A 14,523-nucleotide genomic window follows, 5' to 3' on the forward strand; every position below is an offset into this window, starting at 1 on the left:
GAGCGGGCCTTCGGACTTTCGCACGTCACCCGGTCACGAGTCAGGCCCACGATACAGAAGGTCGTACTGGTGGGCGATGTACGTCAACCGTCCGTCAGCCAGTTGCTGTCGACGGGCCGCGAGCCAGTCGTCACCCTCAGCGACCGTTCCATCTGAGAGGGCCGTCTGGACGAATCCGAGAATAGCATCAAGGAAATACGCTTCGTCGGCGGGATAGATCCCATCCCGAGGGCGAAGGACCCAGTCGGAGGCGGCCATCGCGAGTAGATCGCCGTCCGCACGTCGAGAAGCGTCCGCCAGGTGACGTCCGGCGTGGACGTCCCGGCCGGGTTCGGCGTCGATCGCCGCGTGGTAGGCCGCTTCGACTTCCTCATCCACCGGGTGATCGGGCTGGAATATCGTTCCCCCGTCGAAGGTGATCGGGAGGTAGGCGAGCCCTCCCGGGGCCAGCGCCGATTCGACCCCGGCCAGTAACTCCGAAATCGAAACGAGATCGGCGAAAGCCTGAGCGACGATCAAATCGACATCCTCGGCGCGTTCGAGTGTCCCGAGTGCGTCGCCGGTCTCGTAGGTGACCGAAAGATCTTCCACAGAAAAGCCGCGGTCGCAAACCGTGACTCCGTGGCCGGCCCGTCGGAGTTCGGCCGGCCGCACGTCACGCGCGAAATCGATGACACCAGCGTCGCCGTCGACCCCGCGATACGTCCCGGTATCGATCCCCCATTCGAGTAGCCCTGGCACCATCGTTCCCGTGCCACAGCCGACGTCGAGGATCCGTGGCTCGGAGGGCAGCGCCGAGAGTAACCGCTCACGAACCCGTGGTGAACGAGACCGGTCGTCGAGCGACCGCTTGGCCTCCAGATAGCGGGTTTCGGTGTGGTTCATCCATCGAGACGACGTGCGTGACTCGCCCAGGAGACGTCGTCTTCCCACATGCGGATCCGGAGGTGTTCCGGGTTCGGATTCGCGAGCGCGTCCGCGACGCGGTCGCCGAACAGGCGGGCGAAGTGTTCGACGCTCGGGTTCAAGCCCTCGAATTCGGCAAGGTCGTTGAGTAAGGCATCACGATACCGGTCTTCGAGGTCATCGAGAATCGCTTCGACGTCGTCGATGTCGACGAGATACCCGTATTCACCGAGTTCGGGGCCGGCAAAGCGAACCTCGACGGTGAAGTGGTGGCTGTGAGGAACCCCCTCCGGACCCGGATCGGGGACTGTGAGGTAGTGCTGTGCAACGAACTCGCGCGTCACTGTCAGTTCGTACGTGTTGGTCGTCATCTGTCTGTCTCCGTGTCAGTGTGTTGGGCGTGTGTCTGTGTCTCCGCAGGGTACGTGAGCAGGATCTGGAGTGCGTTCTCGGAGTGGTTGTCGAGTCGACGGTACGCGGACGGCGCGTCTTCGAACGGGATCCGGTGGGTAACCAGCGAGTCAACCGGGAGTGACGCCAGATTTTCGAGCGTGACCTCGGTGCGCCGATCGAACGACCAGCGCCCACGGAGTTCGGGGGCGATCGTACTGACCTGACTGGACTCGATCGAGACGCGATCGCGGTGGAAATCCCCGCCGAGATCGGGCGTCGGTGATTTCGTCCCATACCAGGAGCCGACGACGATCCGGCTATCGTAGCCCGAAACAGCGAGGGCGTCGTCCAGGGCCGACGGCGCACCCGATAGTTCGTAGAGCAGATCGAACCCTTCAGGCCCAGCCGCGTCGTTCCAGCGTGTCTCTGTGTACTCGTTCGGTGCGATCGCCGTATCGGCACCCAGTTGTCGGGCACGTTTTCGACGCCCCGCCAGTGGATCGACGACAACCAGTTCCGACAGCGGAAACGACGCCAGCAACCCGATCGTACACAGACCGATGGCACCCGCGCCGAAAACCACCACCCGTTCGCCGATCCGCGGCGCCCCGTCGAGAACGAGTGTCGTCGCTGTCTCGACCGTCGGGTACATGACCATCTCTTCGGGGCCGGTCCCATCTGGGACCGGGACGAGGGCCGAAGGTGTCGCGCTGAACACCGTCTCGTGAGGATTGAACGCGAAGACGGTTCGACCAAGCCACGACGTATCGACGGCCGAACCGGTCTCGATCACGTCCCCGACTGCCGCGTAGCCGTAGCGTAGCGGATAGGAGAGATCACCATCCAGCGCGTCGAGCGTCTTGTCGGCCGGGAGGTCGCCTGGCGCCTCGCCGCGATAGATGAGTAGTTCCGTCCCGGGACTGATCGCCGAGACGCGCGTTTCGATGAGTACCTCCTCGGCCGAGTACTCGACCGACCGTTCGCGAAGTTCGACCGCTTCGGGGCCGGTGAAGTAAAGCGAATCCCCCGCCATCAGTCGTCGGCCGGGAGCTGGGCGGCGCTCCGAATCCGTGCGCCGATCGCTTGACACTGTTCAAGGGCGTCTTTTCCCCCGGCACCGGCCGCGCAAGCTGTCGGGCCGCGACCGATCCCGGCCTGCAGTTCGATCCCGGTCTCGACGGAACCGACAGTCTCCGACCCTGTCTCTGGCGGTTTGTCGTCCGTGACGGCGAACATGTCGTCGAAACGGCCGTAAAAGGCGTCCCCATCGACCGCACGGACGAAGGTGGCGAAATCGGCGAGCAGTGACGCCTGCAGGGATTGAGGGTCCGTTTCGTGCCGTGACTTGGGTGTGACAGGCCAGGGATCGTAGTCGTTGCTCTGTACCAGCGCGATCCGGGTTGCTGTTGTCACTGGATCACATACGGACGGCTCGATAATGATTGTTCGGACTGCTGTGGTTTCTTCCTGTGGGCCTCTCAGTGCCGGAGACGCAAGTCAGAACGACGAAAGACGGCCGAATCGATCGATGGGACGCCAGTCAAACCAGCAGCATGTCAATTAGTACCACGACCACAGAAAGTATCTCGGATCGAATCCGTCTCGAAGGTAGAGTCTGGACGCACCTCAGCGCTCCCGGCCGAGACGGCCGGTGACGACCAGGAAATCCCGGGCGAACACCGCAAGCGACGGAGCGAGAACGAACGGGGCCGCGGTCCGGACGAGCGTCGTCGGCGCGGTCGGCGTGAGTGCGACGGTGAGAAACACCATCTGGACGCCGGCCAGGTACTTGCCCAGATCGCTGTCGGGTGGGTCAAACAGCGGTCGTCCCCTGTGTCGTCGCCAGGCCAACCCGCTACGATAGACGTACCTGGCGGCCGACAACGAGAGGTACCAAACGGGGAGGACTCCCCAGAGGACGGCAACCAGCGGTGCAGCGACGAAGCCGAAGGTATCGAAGGCCATGTCAAGGCGTTCACCGAGTTCGGTCTCCCGGCCGACCGTCCGTGCGATCGTCCCGTCGAGTTTGTCGAGAACGATCCCGCACCCGTACGCCAGGGCCGGCACCCACGCGAGGCGAGTACCGGGCGGGACGACGACGAATCCAGCCACGACCGCATACAACGCGCCCCGGAGCAGGGTCAAGGAGTTCGCTAACCCGAACAGCCCGGCCAGCGGTCCCTCGGCGGCCCGTATCGGAACGAGACGATGACTGGCGTACCACAGCAGGCCGCCCAGACAGAGACCGGCAACCGCTGCGGGGTCGAGCATCCAGGTATCGAGCTCGCCGGGTGGGTACAGCCCCCGGAGGACGACAGCGAGTGCGACCGCCCCCAACACCGGAAGCCCCACCTCCATCCCGACAGACAGTGTCCGGTTGGGGCTTCGTTCAGTCATTCAGGCCACATCTCCCACCGGAAAGGTACTGGGTCCCTGTGCCGGCGGACGTTCGCGCTCGCCTGGGACCGTTCGACGGTTTCATGCAGGAGCCGCTCGGTCGTTGGGACCGGACGAACCTAAACCTGTCACAAAGTCAGGAACGCAACAGGGCCAGCAGGACGCCGAGCAATGCGAGCTGAGCGATCTTGTCGACCGCCCCGAGCGTCCCGATATCGGCCGGGAAGGACTTCGGACCGTTGACGAAGTTTATGACGAACCACAGGACGATCTGGACGAGAACGAACGGGACCCCGACAGCGTAGACGGTCCGACGGCGATAGTCGACCAGTACGAGGACGATCGCGCCCAGAAAGCCAAGCCCCGCAAGGACGAAGCTTATCCCCATCCCCGAAGGGAGAATTCGCACCCCGAGCAGCAGGTGAATCGCTGCGCTGACGACGGCTGCGAGGATGCCGATCCAGTGGAGCCCACCCAGCGATTCCGTCCGGATCCTCGGTCCCGCCGCTTCGGTTGTTGCCATACCACACATATCGGTGAAGGTGTACATAATCGTGGTGTCGGCGGAGTGACTTACCGCATCGTCGGCCCGAACGGGGTTCCGTAACGTCGTCCTGTGATCGCTCGACAGTCCGGTTACCGCTCGAATCCGGGGTCACGGAGTGAATCGATACGATCGATTTCGTCGGGAGAAAGTCGGTGTGTGCCAGCGGCCAGGTTCGAAACGATGTGGGCCGGCGTCGTGCTCGAAGGGATCGCCACGACGTTTCGGGAGACGTTCCAGGCGATGACGACCCCAGCCGGCGAGAGATCGTACTGCTCACCGATCTCGGCCAATACTGGCTCGTCCAGCAGACCCGGTGCGGACAGCGGGGAGTGAGCGACCACTCTGATTCCGCGTTCGTGACAGAACGAGACGAGGTCGTTTCGCGGCTGGTAGGGATGGCGTTCGATCTGAACGATCGCCGGTCGAACGGTGCCCGTTTCGAGGATCGTCTCCAGTTGGGGTTGCGTGACGTTCGAGGCGCCGAGCGTCCGGGACAGTCCCCGATCGTGGATGGCTTCGAGATTCTTCCAGGCCGTTTCGAGCGATATGTCGTCCGTCTCGATATCACCGTCGTCGTTTTCGGGGAACGTCAGTGCCTCCTGACGCTCGACGGGCAGTTCGGCCAGCCGCGTCAGCGGACCGCGATGGGCCCAGGCCTCGGGCCAGTGTAACGCGTAGCAGTCAAACGCGTCGATGCCGAGCTCGGCGAGACTTCCCGTTGCGGCCTCGAACATGTGTTCGCGCCGATGGTTCGTCCGCCAGACTTTCCCGAGGACGAAGACGGCCTCGCGGTCGGGCGCACCGGGTGCGGAAAGCAACTCGCCGATCCGATGCTCGTTGCCGTAGAGTTCCGCGCTGTCGAGCAAGCGATAGCCCGCGTCCATGGCCGTCGCGATCGAGTCCCGGCGCTCGACGTACTCGCCGTCACGATATCGCGAACAGCCAAAGCCGATCGGCGGCAGGTCGATCCCGTCTCGGTCAGTCGCTTGGCCATCTCGGACGCTCGGACGAACGTCCTGATCGGGGAGCGGATCACGGGCCACCCCGAAGTCGCGGACCGTCACCGGCCCGCCGTTCGCAGCGGCGTCCTCGATGGCGTTGCAGACGGCGACGACGTGAGCTCCCCGCCGAGCGCTTTCCCGAGAGGGAGCTCCCGCAGCGACGGTATCGGCGAGTCGCTGGACGGCGTCGATGTATTCGATCGACGACGAGGGTGATTGTGGCGGTACTGTGGTATACTCCCGACCGACGCGACCGAACTGGACGTGGTCGACGGCCGTCTCCATCGCGCCAGTCCCGTCCAGATACAACGAACCGTCGTCGCCGTGGAGTTCCAGGCCGTAGAACTCCCGACTCCGGTGGGGCGCGTAGAAACTTGCCGTCAGCCGGACGGTCGGGCCGGACTCGAAGGCGAGCATCGCCTCGATGTGGCTGGGTGCCGACGGTCGTCGTTGCTCCCGCTCGGGCCAGCTGTCCAGCGTGTCGGCGACGCGAACCGTCTCGACAGGGCCAAACCACGAAACGAGTAACGTCAACGGATAGACACCGCCGTCGTACAGCGGGCCGATCTCTAGAAACGAGTCCGGTCGGTCGTGCCAGTCCGTCACGCGACCCACGTGGGCGTGAGCGTAGCCCAGTTGCACGGGACCTGGACGGCCGTCGGCGAGGACGCGTGCCGCCCGACGCTGTGACGGTCCCTGGGGATTCTCGGGGGCCACGCCGAGGGCGAGGTTACGTTCGCGTGCCATCGATAGCAACTGCCCGGCGGTCTCGCCGTCGAGCGCGAGCGGTTTCTGGGAGTAGACGTGTCGGTCCGCCGCGAGTGCCGTTCTGGTCACCTCGGCGTGGGCGGCGTGGGTCGTCAGGTTCACGACGATTGGCGCATCGACTGTCGAGAGCGCCGTCTCCAGGTCGGTAAACCACGGAGAGTCGTTCTCAGCCGCGAGATTTTTTGCCCGCTCGCCGTCGATATCACAGACGCCGGCCAGCGAGAGCGAAGTCGATTCCAGGCCCGACGCGTACTCGGATGCGATCGCACCGGCGCCGACGAACAGACAGTCCATGGACCTACCCCGGGCGGGACGCACTAATGCGTCCCGGCGAGCGCAGTCTCTTCGAGGGGTTGAGGGTGACGGACGCCCGGGCGATGCCGTTTTGTCCACCCGAAACGAACGGCGACCGTGACAGAACCGGGAATGGGTCGGCTCGGGACCGCCTACCTCCGGGGACTGCAGGCGATCGGCAAGCGGCTCGACACCGGGACGAACGTCTTCGAGCGCGACTGGGACGTACTGGTTGTCCTCGACGCTTGCCGGGCGGACCTTCTGCGGGCGGTCGCCCCGGAAACGGATCTGATCAACGAAGTCGATTCGATGCGATCTGTCGGTAGTTCCTCCTCGGAGTGGCTCGAAAACACGTTTCCCGGTCACCCGGAGACCGCCCGAACGGTAATGGTAACCGGGAACACCTGGACCGACCGCTACGTCGAGGCCGACGCCTTCGTCGCGCTGGACGAAGTCTGGAAGTACGCCTGGGACGAGGACCTGGGAACGATTCCGGCGCGGACGGTCACCGACCGGGCGATCGCGATGGCCCGGAATCGACAGCCTGAGCGGCTGGTCGTCCACTACATGCAGCCTCACCACCCGTTCGTCCCGGACCCGCTTGCGGAAGACGACGGCATGGTTCGGAACAGCGATCACAGCAACCCGGCGAACCCGTGGGTCGCCCTTCGACGTGGCGAGATCGCGACCGGCCGTGTGTGGGACGCCTACGAGGCCAACCTCAGACACGTGCTCGAGGAGGTCGAAACCCTGGTGGACAACGTGACGGGCCACGTCACGATCACCGCGGATCACGGCAATCTCTTCGGCGAGTGGGGACTGTACGGCCATCCGATGCACCTCCCGCTACCGCCGGTGTTGACAGTCCCGTGGGCCGAGACGACGGGTGGCGGTCAAACCGCCTACGCTCCGAAGTTAGCGCCCCCGGAGCCCCTTCCCGTGAATCGTGTCTACGGGGCGGACGGCGATCGAGAGCGACTCGACGCGCTCGGCTACCGATAACAGACCGGAGCCCGGGGTATATTTTCTTCCGGCCCAAACGCCCCACATGGCACAGGTCGCCGTCCTCCACAACACGCTCGACTTCCAGGGCGGTGCGGACGCGGTATGTCTGGGGACCTGTGAGGCACTGCTTGCCGACCACGAGGTCACGCTATTCACCCTCAGCGAGACTGATCCCGCCGTCCTGGCGGACCGGTTCGACGCAGACCTCGAGGGGCTTGCGGTACGGACGCCACCGGCCAATGGACCGATTGCGAGGACACTCGCCCGGCTCGGCCCAACGATCGGACCACAACTGGCCTTTCGAAGCGTGCTCGTCTGGCGGTACTTCCGAGGACACGCGGAGGCGTTCGATCTGACGGTGAGTACCGCAAACGAGTTCTCACTCCCGGGGCCGTCCGTCCAGTACGTCCACTACCCGCAGTTTCACCTCCGAGACCGCGCGGACGCCGATTCCGGCCGACTGAATCCAGTGTGGAGCCGGGTGTCCGGTCCTGACCGATGGAACCTTCGACGTGCGACGCTGCTCGCGAACTCGGCGTGGACTGCCGACGTGGTCGAAAATATCTACGGCGTGCGTCCCGAGGTACTGCACCCGCCAGTCGACCCGGTCGAGGGCGGTCTCGACTGGGACGACCGCGAACGCGGGATCGTCGTCGTCGGGCGGATCGCGCCCGATAAGCGGGTACTGGACGCGATATCTATCGTCGACAGTCTCCGCGACCGCGGCCACGATATCCATCTCCACGTCGTCGGGTCAGCGCCGCGCTCCTATCGGCGGTATGCCCAGCAGGTCGCGTCGGCCGCCGGCCAGCGATCCTACGTCGCCCTCGAACGTGACGTCCCCCGCGAACAACTGCAAGCCCTGCTTCGAACCCACCGCTACGGGCTGAACCTCAAGCCTGACGAACACTTCGGTATGTCTGTCGCCGAGTACGTCTCGGCCGGAATGATCGCGTTCGCACCCGACAGCGGCGGTCAACGGGACGTTCTCGACGGGCGGTCGGATCGGTTGTTCGACTCGCCGGAGTCGGCCGTCGACCTGATCGAATCGGCGATCCGCACTGACGACCGTCCGTCGCTTCCCCGAGATCGCTTCACCCGCGACCGCTTCAAAGCCGCGATCAACGAGTACGTAAATCGAGTGATAGCACGATAGCAGTCCGTCGTGGATCCGGGACGCGGAACGTGACGCTTTTCGCCGTGACGGTCTGACCATCGGACGATGAACGTCGGTTTCGATCTGGATGGTGTCCTCTTGGACTCGGCGTCCGATCTGTCCTGGCTCGACCGTGGACTCGACGACGCGTTGGCGGAACTCGGTATCGAACGGACCGAGGCCAACCGCCGAAAACTCTACCCTGACGCGATCGCCGACCTCGAGTCGGTCGCCGAGGAGTTCGACGTCGACCCGGACACCCTCTGGGCGGCGCGGACGCGCAACTACACTGGTGGGAAGGTAGAAGCTATCCGCTCCGGTGAACTCGGGCCCTACGGGGACATCGACGCTATCGGCCGACTTCTCGACGAGACGTTGTTCTGCGTGAGCAACTCCCCGCAGGAGGTCGTCGACGTGTTCTTGGATGAGACCGGGCTCGACGAGCACTTCGCCGTCGCGGTCGGTCGAGGACATTCCCGAGAAGCGCTCGATCGTCTCAAGCCCGATCCTGCGCTGTTCGAGCCGGTAGCCGACGTCCTCGATGACGACGAATACGTCTACGTGGGCGATCGGGATAGTGACCGTCAGTTCGCCGTCCGGACCGGGATGGGATACGTCCACCTGGATCGTCGTGAGCGGACACTCGACGACGCGGTCGCAGATATCGAGAACGGGGACTGGGAGACACCGGAACCCAGTCAGTCAAAGTCGTCGTAGGTCGGTCGACCGCGGTCGCCAGGGAACGAATCGACGGGTACCTGCACTTGCTCGCCCGACGCCATGTCTTTGACCGTGATCTCGTCGTCTTCGAGGTCCCGTTCGCCGACGATGATCGCCGTCTCGGCGTTGATCGAGTCGGCGTAGTCCAGTTGTGCGCCAAAGGAGCGATCGGAGACGTCGGTCTCGACGACGTTCCCCTCTTGGCGCAACTCGCGGGCGATCCGCGCCGCGACGGGCCGAGTGTCGCCGACCTGCAGGACGTAGTAGTCCGTCGAGAGTTCTTCTTCCGGCCAGACGCCCGCCCGCTGGAGCAGGAGGGGAAGCGTCGAGTTCATCACCCCCGGCGCGACACCGACCGCCGGGGTGGGCTGGCCGCCGAAGCTCTCGATGAGGTCATCGTAGCGGCCGCCGCCGAAGACCGCCCGGGAGACCTCGCCGACGGAGTCGAAACATTCGAAGACGACGCCTGTGTAGTAGTCCAGCCCGCGAGCAGTCTCCAGGGAAAGCGTACAGTACTCCCGGACACCGAAGTCCTCGGCGGCGTCCAAGACGGCCTGGAGGTTCTCGACGGCGTCGGCAACGCGGTCGGTCCCGGCGAAGTCGGTCAGTTCGCCGAGGTCGTCGGTCGCGAGCAGGTCGTCGAACTGCTCGGCTTGCTCGTAAGAGAGGCCGGAGTCGGTCAGGAGATCGTAGTATTCGGCCTCCTCGATCTTCTCGCTCTTGTCGACAGCCCGGATCGCCGCGCGGGTGTCGATGTCGGCGTCGAATGCCTCCAGTAGGCCGCCAAGGATGTCACGATGTGAGACCCTGAAGTCGAAATCCTCGGCGTCGAGACCGAGGTTCGTCAGCGCGTCGGCGGCAAAGGCGAGGATCTCAGCGTCAGCTTCGGGTTCCTCGCTGCCGAAGATGTCGACGTTGGTCTGGTAGAACTCCCGGAAGCGACCCTGCTGGGGCTCCTCGTAGCGCCAGAACGGCCGGGTGGAGTACCACTTGATCGGCTTGGCGAGGGCTTGCTGTTTCGCGACCACCATCCGGGCGACCGTGGGCGTGAGTTCGGGTGTCAGCGCCACGTCGCGGCCACCCTGGTCCTCGAAACTGTAGAGATCCTCGACGATCTCCTCACCGCTCTTCTCGACGTACAGCCGCGTCTCCTCCAAGGCGGGCGTCGCGATCTCACGAAAGCCATACTGCTGGGCGGTATCCTCGACTGTATCGATGACCTCACGGTGGGCCGCCATCTCCGCGGGATAGAAGTCCCGAAACCCCTTGATACCGTCGTACATATCCCCGCATTCGGACAGTGCGCGTTTCAACCCTTCCTTCCGGTCGCGTCAAGAACGCTGACGGATACACGATTCGTTGCGCGACTTCGTCAATCCTGTTTGTCGCCGGAGTCGGTCGGTCCTCGATCGGATCGACGGCGGTCTCCATCCACGTCTCGACGGCATCGTCGGAGAATCCACCGTCGATAGCGTCGGCTGTGGCACTGCGGAAAAGACCGGCGGATGCGGCGGCGTGCTCGGCGTCGGCGATCGCCCAGAAGCGGTCGCGATGGTCGGTCACTCTTAACCCGATTGGCTACGAATATTTACTCTGTTCGAGAAGTGGATTCGTCGCTCTCGTCCGCTTGAGAGATATTCTCCGAGAGCTTTTCTTCGACTTGGCCCTTCCTTCCGCTGAATATCTGCCCTTCAAACGAAGGACGCCCCTCTATCTCCGCTTCCGCTGGCTCCGTAGTCTTGTCGTCACGCATCTGTCTCGCCTTCGTACTCACCGTGGAAATCGCCCGTGAACATCGGCTGGCCTTCGAATTCGGGGCGATCTTCGTCGTCTGCATCGCCCCCGGACTCGGATGTTTCAGATGGACCCATTGTTACTCGTATCTATATTATCGACATGAATTGGTCTTTGGTCCGTTGACGCCACCACACGCGCACCCCCCTGTGTGCTTGTGTGTGAAAGCGGGTATACCACTTGACATCCTCCCCGCGCTGAAGCGCGAGGCTTTCGCCTCGAACCTCCCGTAAAAAGCAGGTTCAATAGTACTTGCGGTGGCATGACATCTTGGACTGTCTCAGTCGTGGAGGCAGGCATGGAACGTGGTCGATGCGGGAGGGGGGCTCGCTTTTCTTTTCGGCGCGAACGCAGTGAGCGCCGAGGTGTTTTTCGTCGAGCATTTTGCAAGGGGGTCCCCACTGGTGACCCCCCGCAGTAAAAGTCGTCTAGTAGTGCCAGGGATAGTCGTCGAAATCTGGTTCCCGACCCTCGTTGAAGGCGTCCCTTCCTTCGTGAGCTTCGTCGGTCATGTACGCGAGGCGCGTGGCTTCCCCGGAAAAGACTTGCTGGCCGACCATGCCGTCCTCGGGGAGGTTGAACGCGTACTTGAGCATCCGCATCGCAGTGGGGGACTTGCCCTCGATGCGCTCGGCCCATTCCAGGGCCGTCTCTTCCAGTTCCTCGTGGGGAACGACCTCGTTGACCATTCCCATGTCGGCGGCTTCCGCGGCGTCGTAGGTCTTCCCGAGGAAGAATACCTCACGGGCCTTTTTCTGTCCTATTTGGCGGGCGAGATAGGCGGAGCCGAACCCCCCGTCGAAACTCCCCACGTCGGGGTCGGTCTGGAGAAACTTCGCGTGTTCTTCGCTGGCCAGCGTCATGTCACAGATCACGTGCAGCGAGTGGCCGCCGCCGACCGCCCAGCCGGGAACGACCGCGACGACGGGTTTAGGCATGTGACGGATCTGACGCTGTACTTCGAGAATATGAAGGCGGGGCCCCTCTCCCTCGGTATCTCCGTCCTCGTACTCGTACCCGGCATCGCCACGGATCGACTGATCTCCCCCAGCGGAGAACGCCCAGCCACCGTCTTGCGAGGAGGGGCCGTTGCCGGTCAGGAGAACACAGCCGACATCGGTCTGGCGTTTGGCGTGATCGAGTGCGGCCGAAAGTTCGTCGACTGTCTCCGGCCGGAAGGCATTGCGAACGTCGGGACGGTCGAAGGCGATGCGGACGGCTCCCACGTCGCGGGCACGATGGTAGGTGATGTCGGTGAAATCGACCGACTCGATCGGTTGCCAGCGATCGGGCTCGAAAATATCCGAAACCATACCCATCGTCGGGTCGGCCCGAAGAAAAACGTCCCGGACAGGTCGGAACGGACGACGTGGGGAAGGCCGGCGTCTGACGCTCTGCCAAGAATTAAGGCACCCCCTCCCCAGATTCCGAGTATGCCAATCGACCGAGACGCGAGCCCACAGGAGATCACGTCGCTAGTTGGCCGAGAAGTGTACTCGAACAACGGCGTCTACGTCGGCGAGGTCGAGGATCTTCGACTGAATCTTGATGCCGAAGCGGTGACGGGGCTGGCGCTCCATCAGTTGAACACCGAACTGTTCGACGCGGAGACGACCAGCTCCCGTGGTGCGATCGTTCCTTATCGGTGGGTACAGGCCGTCGGTGACGTCGTCATCGTCAACGACATCGTCGAACGGGTCCGGAACGGGGAACCGGAGACCGACGACGTCGTCGCCTAAGAGCCGTTTGAACTGTCCGATCCTTCGACGCCCATCGCCTCGAAGAGTTTCGAGCGGACGGCTTCTTCCGTGAGTTCGAGGAGGGTATCGCGATTGTCTTCGCTGGTCTCGATTCCGGTGAAGATACCCAGGGGAATCTCGACGCTGGCGTCCGTCGAGTGGCCGGCAGTCTCGCCGATCTCGCCGAAGGCTTCCTCCAGGACGTTGCCGATGTTCATTCGGATGTCCTTCGAGCGTGCGGCCAGGTAGATCGTATCGTCGGCGATCGCGAAGACGGCGGTGGTAGTGATCCCTTCGAGGTTGAGCAACTGCTGGGCGGCCTGTGCGAGGGCATCTCGATCGCGGATGAATCCGGCGTTCGAGACGAGGTGGCTCCCTCTGACCTGCCGGTTGCGGATCGCCTCGGCGAGGACGTCGAGCGTCTCCGGACTCATGCTGGGAGACTCGACCTGTTCGAGCGTGTCGTGGTCGGCGAAGGGGTAGAGATATGCAGCGGCCGTGAGATCGGCCGGCGTCGTCTCGCGTTTGAAGTCCAGCGTCTCGGCGCGGATGCCATAGAGGAGCGCGGTCGCGACCTCTTGATCGAGACTGAGATCGAGTTCCTGAACGTATTTCGTGAGGATCGTCGACGTAGCCGAGACGTTCGGCCTGACGTCGGTGAACTCCGCCTCGGTTCCGGTTTCGACCTCGAAATGGTCGATAACGATGTCGATCCCGTCGCCGAACCCCTCCGAGGGCGTCCCGCTCTTGGCGTAGTCGACAAGCGCGAAGGTATCGTACTCGTCGAGATCGACCGCGGAGCGGGAGGTGAGTTCCAGGCCGAGCAGGTTGACAAACGCCCGGTTCTCGTGGTGGCCGATGTCGCCCTCGTAGATGATGTCTGCCTCGACGTCACGACTTTCGGCGATCGCACGGAGCGCGGCGGCGCTGGCGATCGAGTCCGGGTCCGGGCCGCGGTGGATCAGGATCGCCATCCGAGCCTCGGTGTCGTCGATCACTGCTGCGAGTTGGTTGGCCTTGTGTTCGAGTTCACCGGTCTCCAGCGCACGCAGCGCGGAGTCAGCGATCACCGCCGAGGGGTTGATCACGACGTTGGCCCCGAGTTCGGAGAGTTCGTCAGCCGAGACCGGGTCGGAAGCGCGGGCGACGATAAACTGATCCTCGTCGCGCGCCCGCAGGTGTTCGACGGCGGCGGCGTTGGCGTTCTCGTCCGGCGAGAGGATCAAGACGACATCCCGATCGTCGAGTTCGGCAGTGACGGACTCCTGGCTGATGTCCGCGGTCCGCGCGTTGAGATCCTGATCTCGCAACGCCTCGACGCGTCCCTCGTCCTTGTCGAGGATAAGGACATCCTTGCCCTCCGCCTCGAGTTCTTCGGCGACGGCGTGGCCCACACTTCCACACCCCAGGATGGCGTAGGTCGACATCGAGGCCATCGTGACGTCGGTACTCATTAGGACGGTCGTTGGCCCGCGCACCCTTAAACCGTCGCGATTGTCGCCAGAAACTGAGATCCACTGTCCGGGAGGAAAGGAAACGTATTTGAATCGCCCGACGCAACCCAGGAATACCTGGGCCGGTAGCTCAGTCCGGCAGAGCGTCTGACTCTTAATCAGACGGTCAGGGGTTCAAATCCCTTCCGGCCCGTGCAGTGAACCGGTGAGCGATGCGAACCGGTGAACGAATCGGACGGAAGGATTGAATCAGGAAAGTCGCAGGACCGAGCGAAGCGAGGTCATCGTCTTTCCGTGGTTCAAATCCCTTCCGGCCCGCTCACTCTGGCGCTCGCAACCCGCGAGCGCC

17 protein-coding genes and 1 tRNA gene are annotated in these 14,523 nt (G+C 63.7%); 6 read left to right on the top strand and 12 right to left on the bottom strand.

What is annotated here, in order from left to right; translation table 11 throughout:
* Window positions 1-33 precede the first annotated feature (33 nt).
* From E3374_RS00085 to E3374_RS00115, 7 genes are all read right to left on the bottom strand, one after another.
* The gene (locus E3374_RS00085) at window positions 34-885 is read right to left on the bottom strand and encodes a class I SAM-dependent methyltransferase (protein ID WP_136686538.1); all 852 of its coding nucleotides are present in this window, start codon (window positions 883-885) and stop codon (window positions 34-36) included.
* Complete coding sequence (locus tag E3374_RS00090) at window positions 882-1,277, bottom strand: 6-pyruvoyl trahydropterin synthase family protein (RefSeq protein ID WP_136686539.1); 396 nt, start codon at window positions 1,275-1,277, stop codon at window positions 882-884. The genes E3374_RS00085 and E3374_RS00090 overlap by 4 nt, the downstream gene beginning before the upstream one ends.
* Window positions 1,274-2,332: a zinc-dependent alcohol dehydrogenase gene (locus tag E3374_RS00095; protein WP_136686540.1), complete on the bottom strand. Its 1,059-nt coding sequence runs from the start codon at window positions 2,330-2,332 to the stop codon at window positions 1,274-1,276. The genes E3374_RS00090 and E3374_RS00095 overlap by 4 nt, the downstream gene beginning before the upstream one ends.
* Window positions 2,332-2,712 carry a GTP cyclohydrolase IIa gene (locus E3374_RS00100; protein WP_248299349.1) on the bottom strand — a complete coding sequence of 127 codons (381 nt, stop codon included), beginning with the start codon at window positions 2,710-2,712 and terminating at the stop codon, window positions 2,332-2,334. The genes E3374_RS00095 and E3374_RS00100 overlap by 1 nt, the downstream gene beginning before the upstream one ends.
* 213 nt (window positions 2,713-2,925) lie before the next feature.
* On the bottom strand, window positions 2,926-3,696 hold the full coding sequence (locus E3374_RS00105) for a CDP-alcohol phosphatidyltransferase family protein (RefSeq protein ID WP_136686541.1): 771 nt from the start codon (window positions 3,694-3,696) through the stop codon (window positions 2,926-2,928).
* A gap of 136 nt (window positions 3,697-3,832) precedes the next feature.
* A complete protein-coding gene (locus tag E3374_RS00110) occupies window positions 3,833-4,219 on the bottom strand; it encodes a DUF7475 family protein (RefSeq protein WP_136686542.1) in 387 nt (128 codons plus the stop codon).
* Window positions 4,220-4,332: 113 nt separating this feature from the next.
* A complete protein-coding gene (locus E3374_RS00115; RefSeq protein WP_136686543.1) occupies window positions 4,333-6,306 on the bottom strand; it encodes an aldo/keto reductase in 1,974 nt (657 codons plus the stop codon).
* Between the two features lie 132 nt (window positions 6,307-6,438).
* Here E3374_RS00115 and E3374_RS00120 point away from each other — a divergent pair, with 132 nt between their 5' ends.
* The 3 genes from E3374_RS00120 to E3374_RS00130 all read left to right on the top strand — a co-directional run bounded on the left by E3374_RS00120 (window position 6,439) and on the right by E3374_RS00130 (window position 9,184).
* Window positions 6,439-7,308 carry an alkaline phosphatase family protein gene (locus tag E3374_RS00120; RefSeq protein WP_136687396.1) on the top strand — a complete coding sequence of 290 codons (870 nt, stop codon included), beginning with the start codon at window positions 6,439-6,441 and terminating at the stop codon, window positions 7,306-7,308.
* Between the two features lie 46 nt (window positions 7,309-7,354).
* Window positions 7,355-8,467: a glycosyltransferase gene (locus tag E3374_RS00125; RefSeq protein ID WP_136686544.1), complete on the top strand. Its 1,113-nt coding sequence runs from the start codon at window positions 7,355-7,357 to the stop codon at window positions 8,465-8,467.
* 66 nt (window positions 8,468-8,533) lie between these two features.
* On the top strand, window positions 8,534-9,184 hold the full coding sequence (locus tag E3374_RS00130; RefSeq protein ID WP_136686545.1) for an HAD family hydrolase: 651 nt from the start codon (window positions 8,534-8,536) through the stop codon (window positions 9,182-9,184).
* On the opposite strand, the gene hisS is transcribed toward E3374_RS00130, so the two are convergent.
* Entirely contained in the window at window positions 9,166-10,470 is a 1,305-nt protein-coding gene (hisS, locus tag E3374_RS00135; RefSeq protein ID WP_136686546.1) for a histidine--tRNA ligase, read from the bottom strand. The genes E3374_RS00130 and hisS overlap by 19 nt on opposite strands.
* 76 nt (window positions 10,471-10,546) lie before the next feature.
* On the opposite strand from hisS, the gene E3374_RS00140 reads away from it, so the two are divergent.
* Window positions 10,547-10,756, top strand: coding sequence for a hypothetical protein (locus E3374_RS00140; protein WP_136686547.1), 210 nt, complete (start codon window positions 10,547-10,549; stop codon window positions 10,754-10,756).
* 19 nt (window positions 10,757-10,775) lie between these two features.
* Here E3374_RS00140 and E3374_RS16960 read toward each other — a convergent pair whose 3' ends face one another.
* From E3374_RS16960 to E3374_RS00145, 3 genes are all read right to left on the bottom strand, one after another.
* Window positions 10,776-10,940 carry a hypothetical protein gene (locus tag E3374_RS16960; protein ID WP_169051739.1) on the bottom strand — a complete coding sequence of 55 codons (165 nt, stop codon included), beginning with the start codon at window positions 10,938-10,940 and terminating at the stop codon, window positions 10,776-10,778.
* Window positions 10,933-11,058, bottom strand: a complete 126-nt coding sequence (locus E3374_RS17815) for a hypothetical protein (RefSeq protein WP_282568411.1) — start codon at window positions 11,056-11,058, stop codon at window positions 10,933-10,935. The genes E3374_RS16960 and E3374_RS17815 overlap by 8 nt, the downstream gene beginning before the upstream one ends.
* Before the next feature lie 351 nt (window positions 11,059-11,409).
* Complete coding sequence (locus tag E3374_RS00145) at window positions 11,410-12,294, bottom strand: 1,4-dihydroxy-2-naphthoyl-CoA synthase (protein WP_136686548.1); 885 nt, start codon at window positions 12,292-12,294, stop codon at window positions 11,410-11,412.
* Window positions 12,295-12,414: 120 nt separating this feature from the next.
* On the opposite strand from E3374_RS00145, the gene E3374_RS00150 reads away from it, so the two are divergent.
* Window positions 12,415-12,720 (top strand): PRC-barrel domain-containing protein, encoded by a 306-nt coding sequence (locus E3374_RS00150; protein WP_136686549.1) that lies wholly within the window; start codon window positions 12,415-12,417, stop codon window positions 12,718-12,720.
* Here the strand turns inward: E3374_RS00150 and E3374_RS00155 are convergent.
* Window positions 12,717-14,174 (bottom strand): DHH family phosphoesterase, encoded by a 1,458-nt coding sequence (locus E3374_RS00155; RefSeq protein ID WP_136686550.1) that lies wholly within the window; start codon window positions 14,172-14,174, stop codon window positions 12,717-12,719. The genes E3374_RS00150 and E3374_RS00155 overlap by 4 nt on opposite strands.
* A 119-nt stretch (window positions 14,175-14,293) precedes the next feature.
* Here E3374_RS00155 and E3374_RS00160 point away from each other — a divergent pair.
* Window positions 14,294-14,367, top strand: a tRNA-Lys gene (locus tag E3374_RS00160).
* Window positions 14,368-14,523 lie beyond the last annotated feature (156 nt).

It is taken from the genome of Halorhabdus amylolytica, assembly GCF_004944975.1.
Lineage (GTDB): Archaea > Halobacteriota > Halobacteria > Halobacteriales > Haloarculaceae > Halorhabdus > Halorhabdus amylolytica.

Coding starts and splice junctions, on each gene's coding strand:
- E3374_RS00115 (WP_136686543.1), bottom strand. CDS start 6,306: ATGGACTGTCTGTTCGTCGGCGCCGGTGCGATCGCATCCGAGTACGCG.
- E3374_RS00090 (WP_136686539.1), bottom strand. CDS start 1,277: ATGACGACCAACACGTACGAACTGACAGTGACGCGCGAGTTCGTTGCA.
- E3374_RS16960 (WP_169051739.1), bottom strand. CDS start 10,940: ATGCGTGACGACAAGACTACGGAGCCAGCGGAAGCGGAGATAGAGGGG.
- E3374_RS00110 (WP_136686542.1), bottom strand. CDS start 4,219: ATGGCAACAACCGAAGCGGCGGGACCGAGGATCCGGACGGAATCGCTG.
- E3374_RS00125 (WP_136686544.1), top strand. CDS start 7,355: ATGGCACAGGTCGCCGTCCTCCACAACACGCTCGACTTCCAGGGCGGT.
- E3374_RS00120 (WP_136687396.1), top strand. CDS start 6,439: ATGGGTCGGCTCGGGACCGCCTACCTCCGGGGACTGCAGGCGATCGGC.
- E3374_RS00150 (WP_136686549.1), top strand. CDS start 12,415: ATGCCAATCGACCGAGACGCGAGCCCACAGGAGATCACGTCGCTAGTT.
- E3374_RS00145 (WP_136686548.1), bottom strand. CDS start 12,294: ATGGTTTCGGATATTTTCGAGCCCGATCGCTGGCAACCGATCGAGTCG.
- hisS (WP_136686546.1), bottom strand. CDS start 10,470: ATGTACGACGGTATCAAGGGGTTTCGGGACTTCTATCCCGCGGAGATG.
- E3374_RS00155 (WP_136686550.1), bottom strand. CDS start 14,174: ATGAGTACCGACGTCACGATGGCCTCGATGTCGACCTACGCCATCCTG.
- E3374_RS00130 (WP_136686545.1), top strand. CDS start 8,534: ATGAACGTCGGTTTCGATCTGGATGGTGTCCTCTTGGACTCGGCGTCC.
- E3374_RS00095 (WP_136686540.1), bottom strand. CDS start 2,332: ATGGCGGGGGATTCGCTTTACTTCACCGGCCCCGAAGCGGTCGAACTT.
- E3374_RS17815 (WP_282568411.1), bottom strand. CDS start 11,058: ATGGGTCCATCTGAAACATCCGAGTCCGGGGGCGATGCAGACGACGAA.
- E3374_RS00105 (WP_136686541.1), bottom strand. CDS start 3,696: ATGACTGAACGAAGCCCCAACCGGACACTGTCTGTCGGGATGGAGGTG.
- E3374_RS00085 (WP_136686538.1), bottom strand. CDS start 885: ATGAACCACACCGAAACCCGCTATCTGGAGGCCAAGCGGTCGCTCGAC.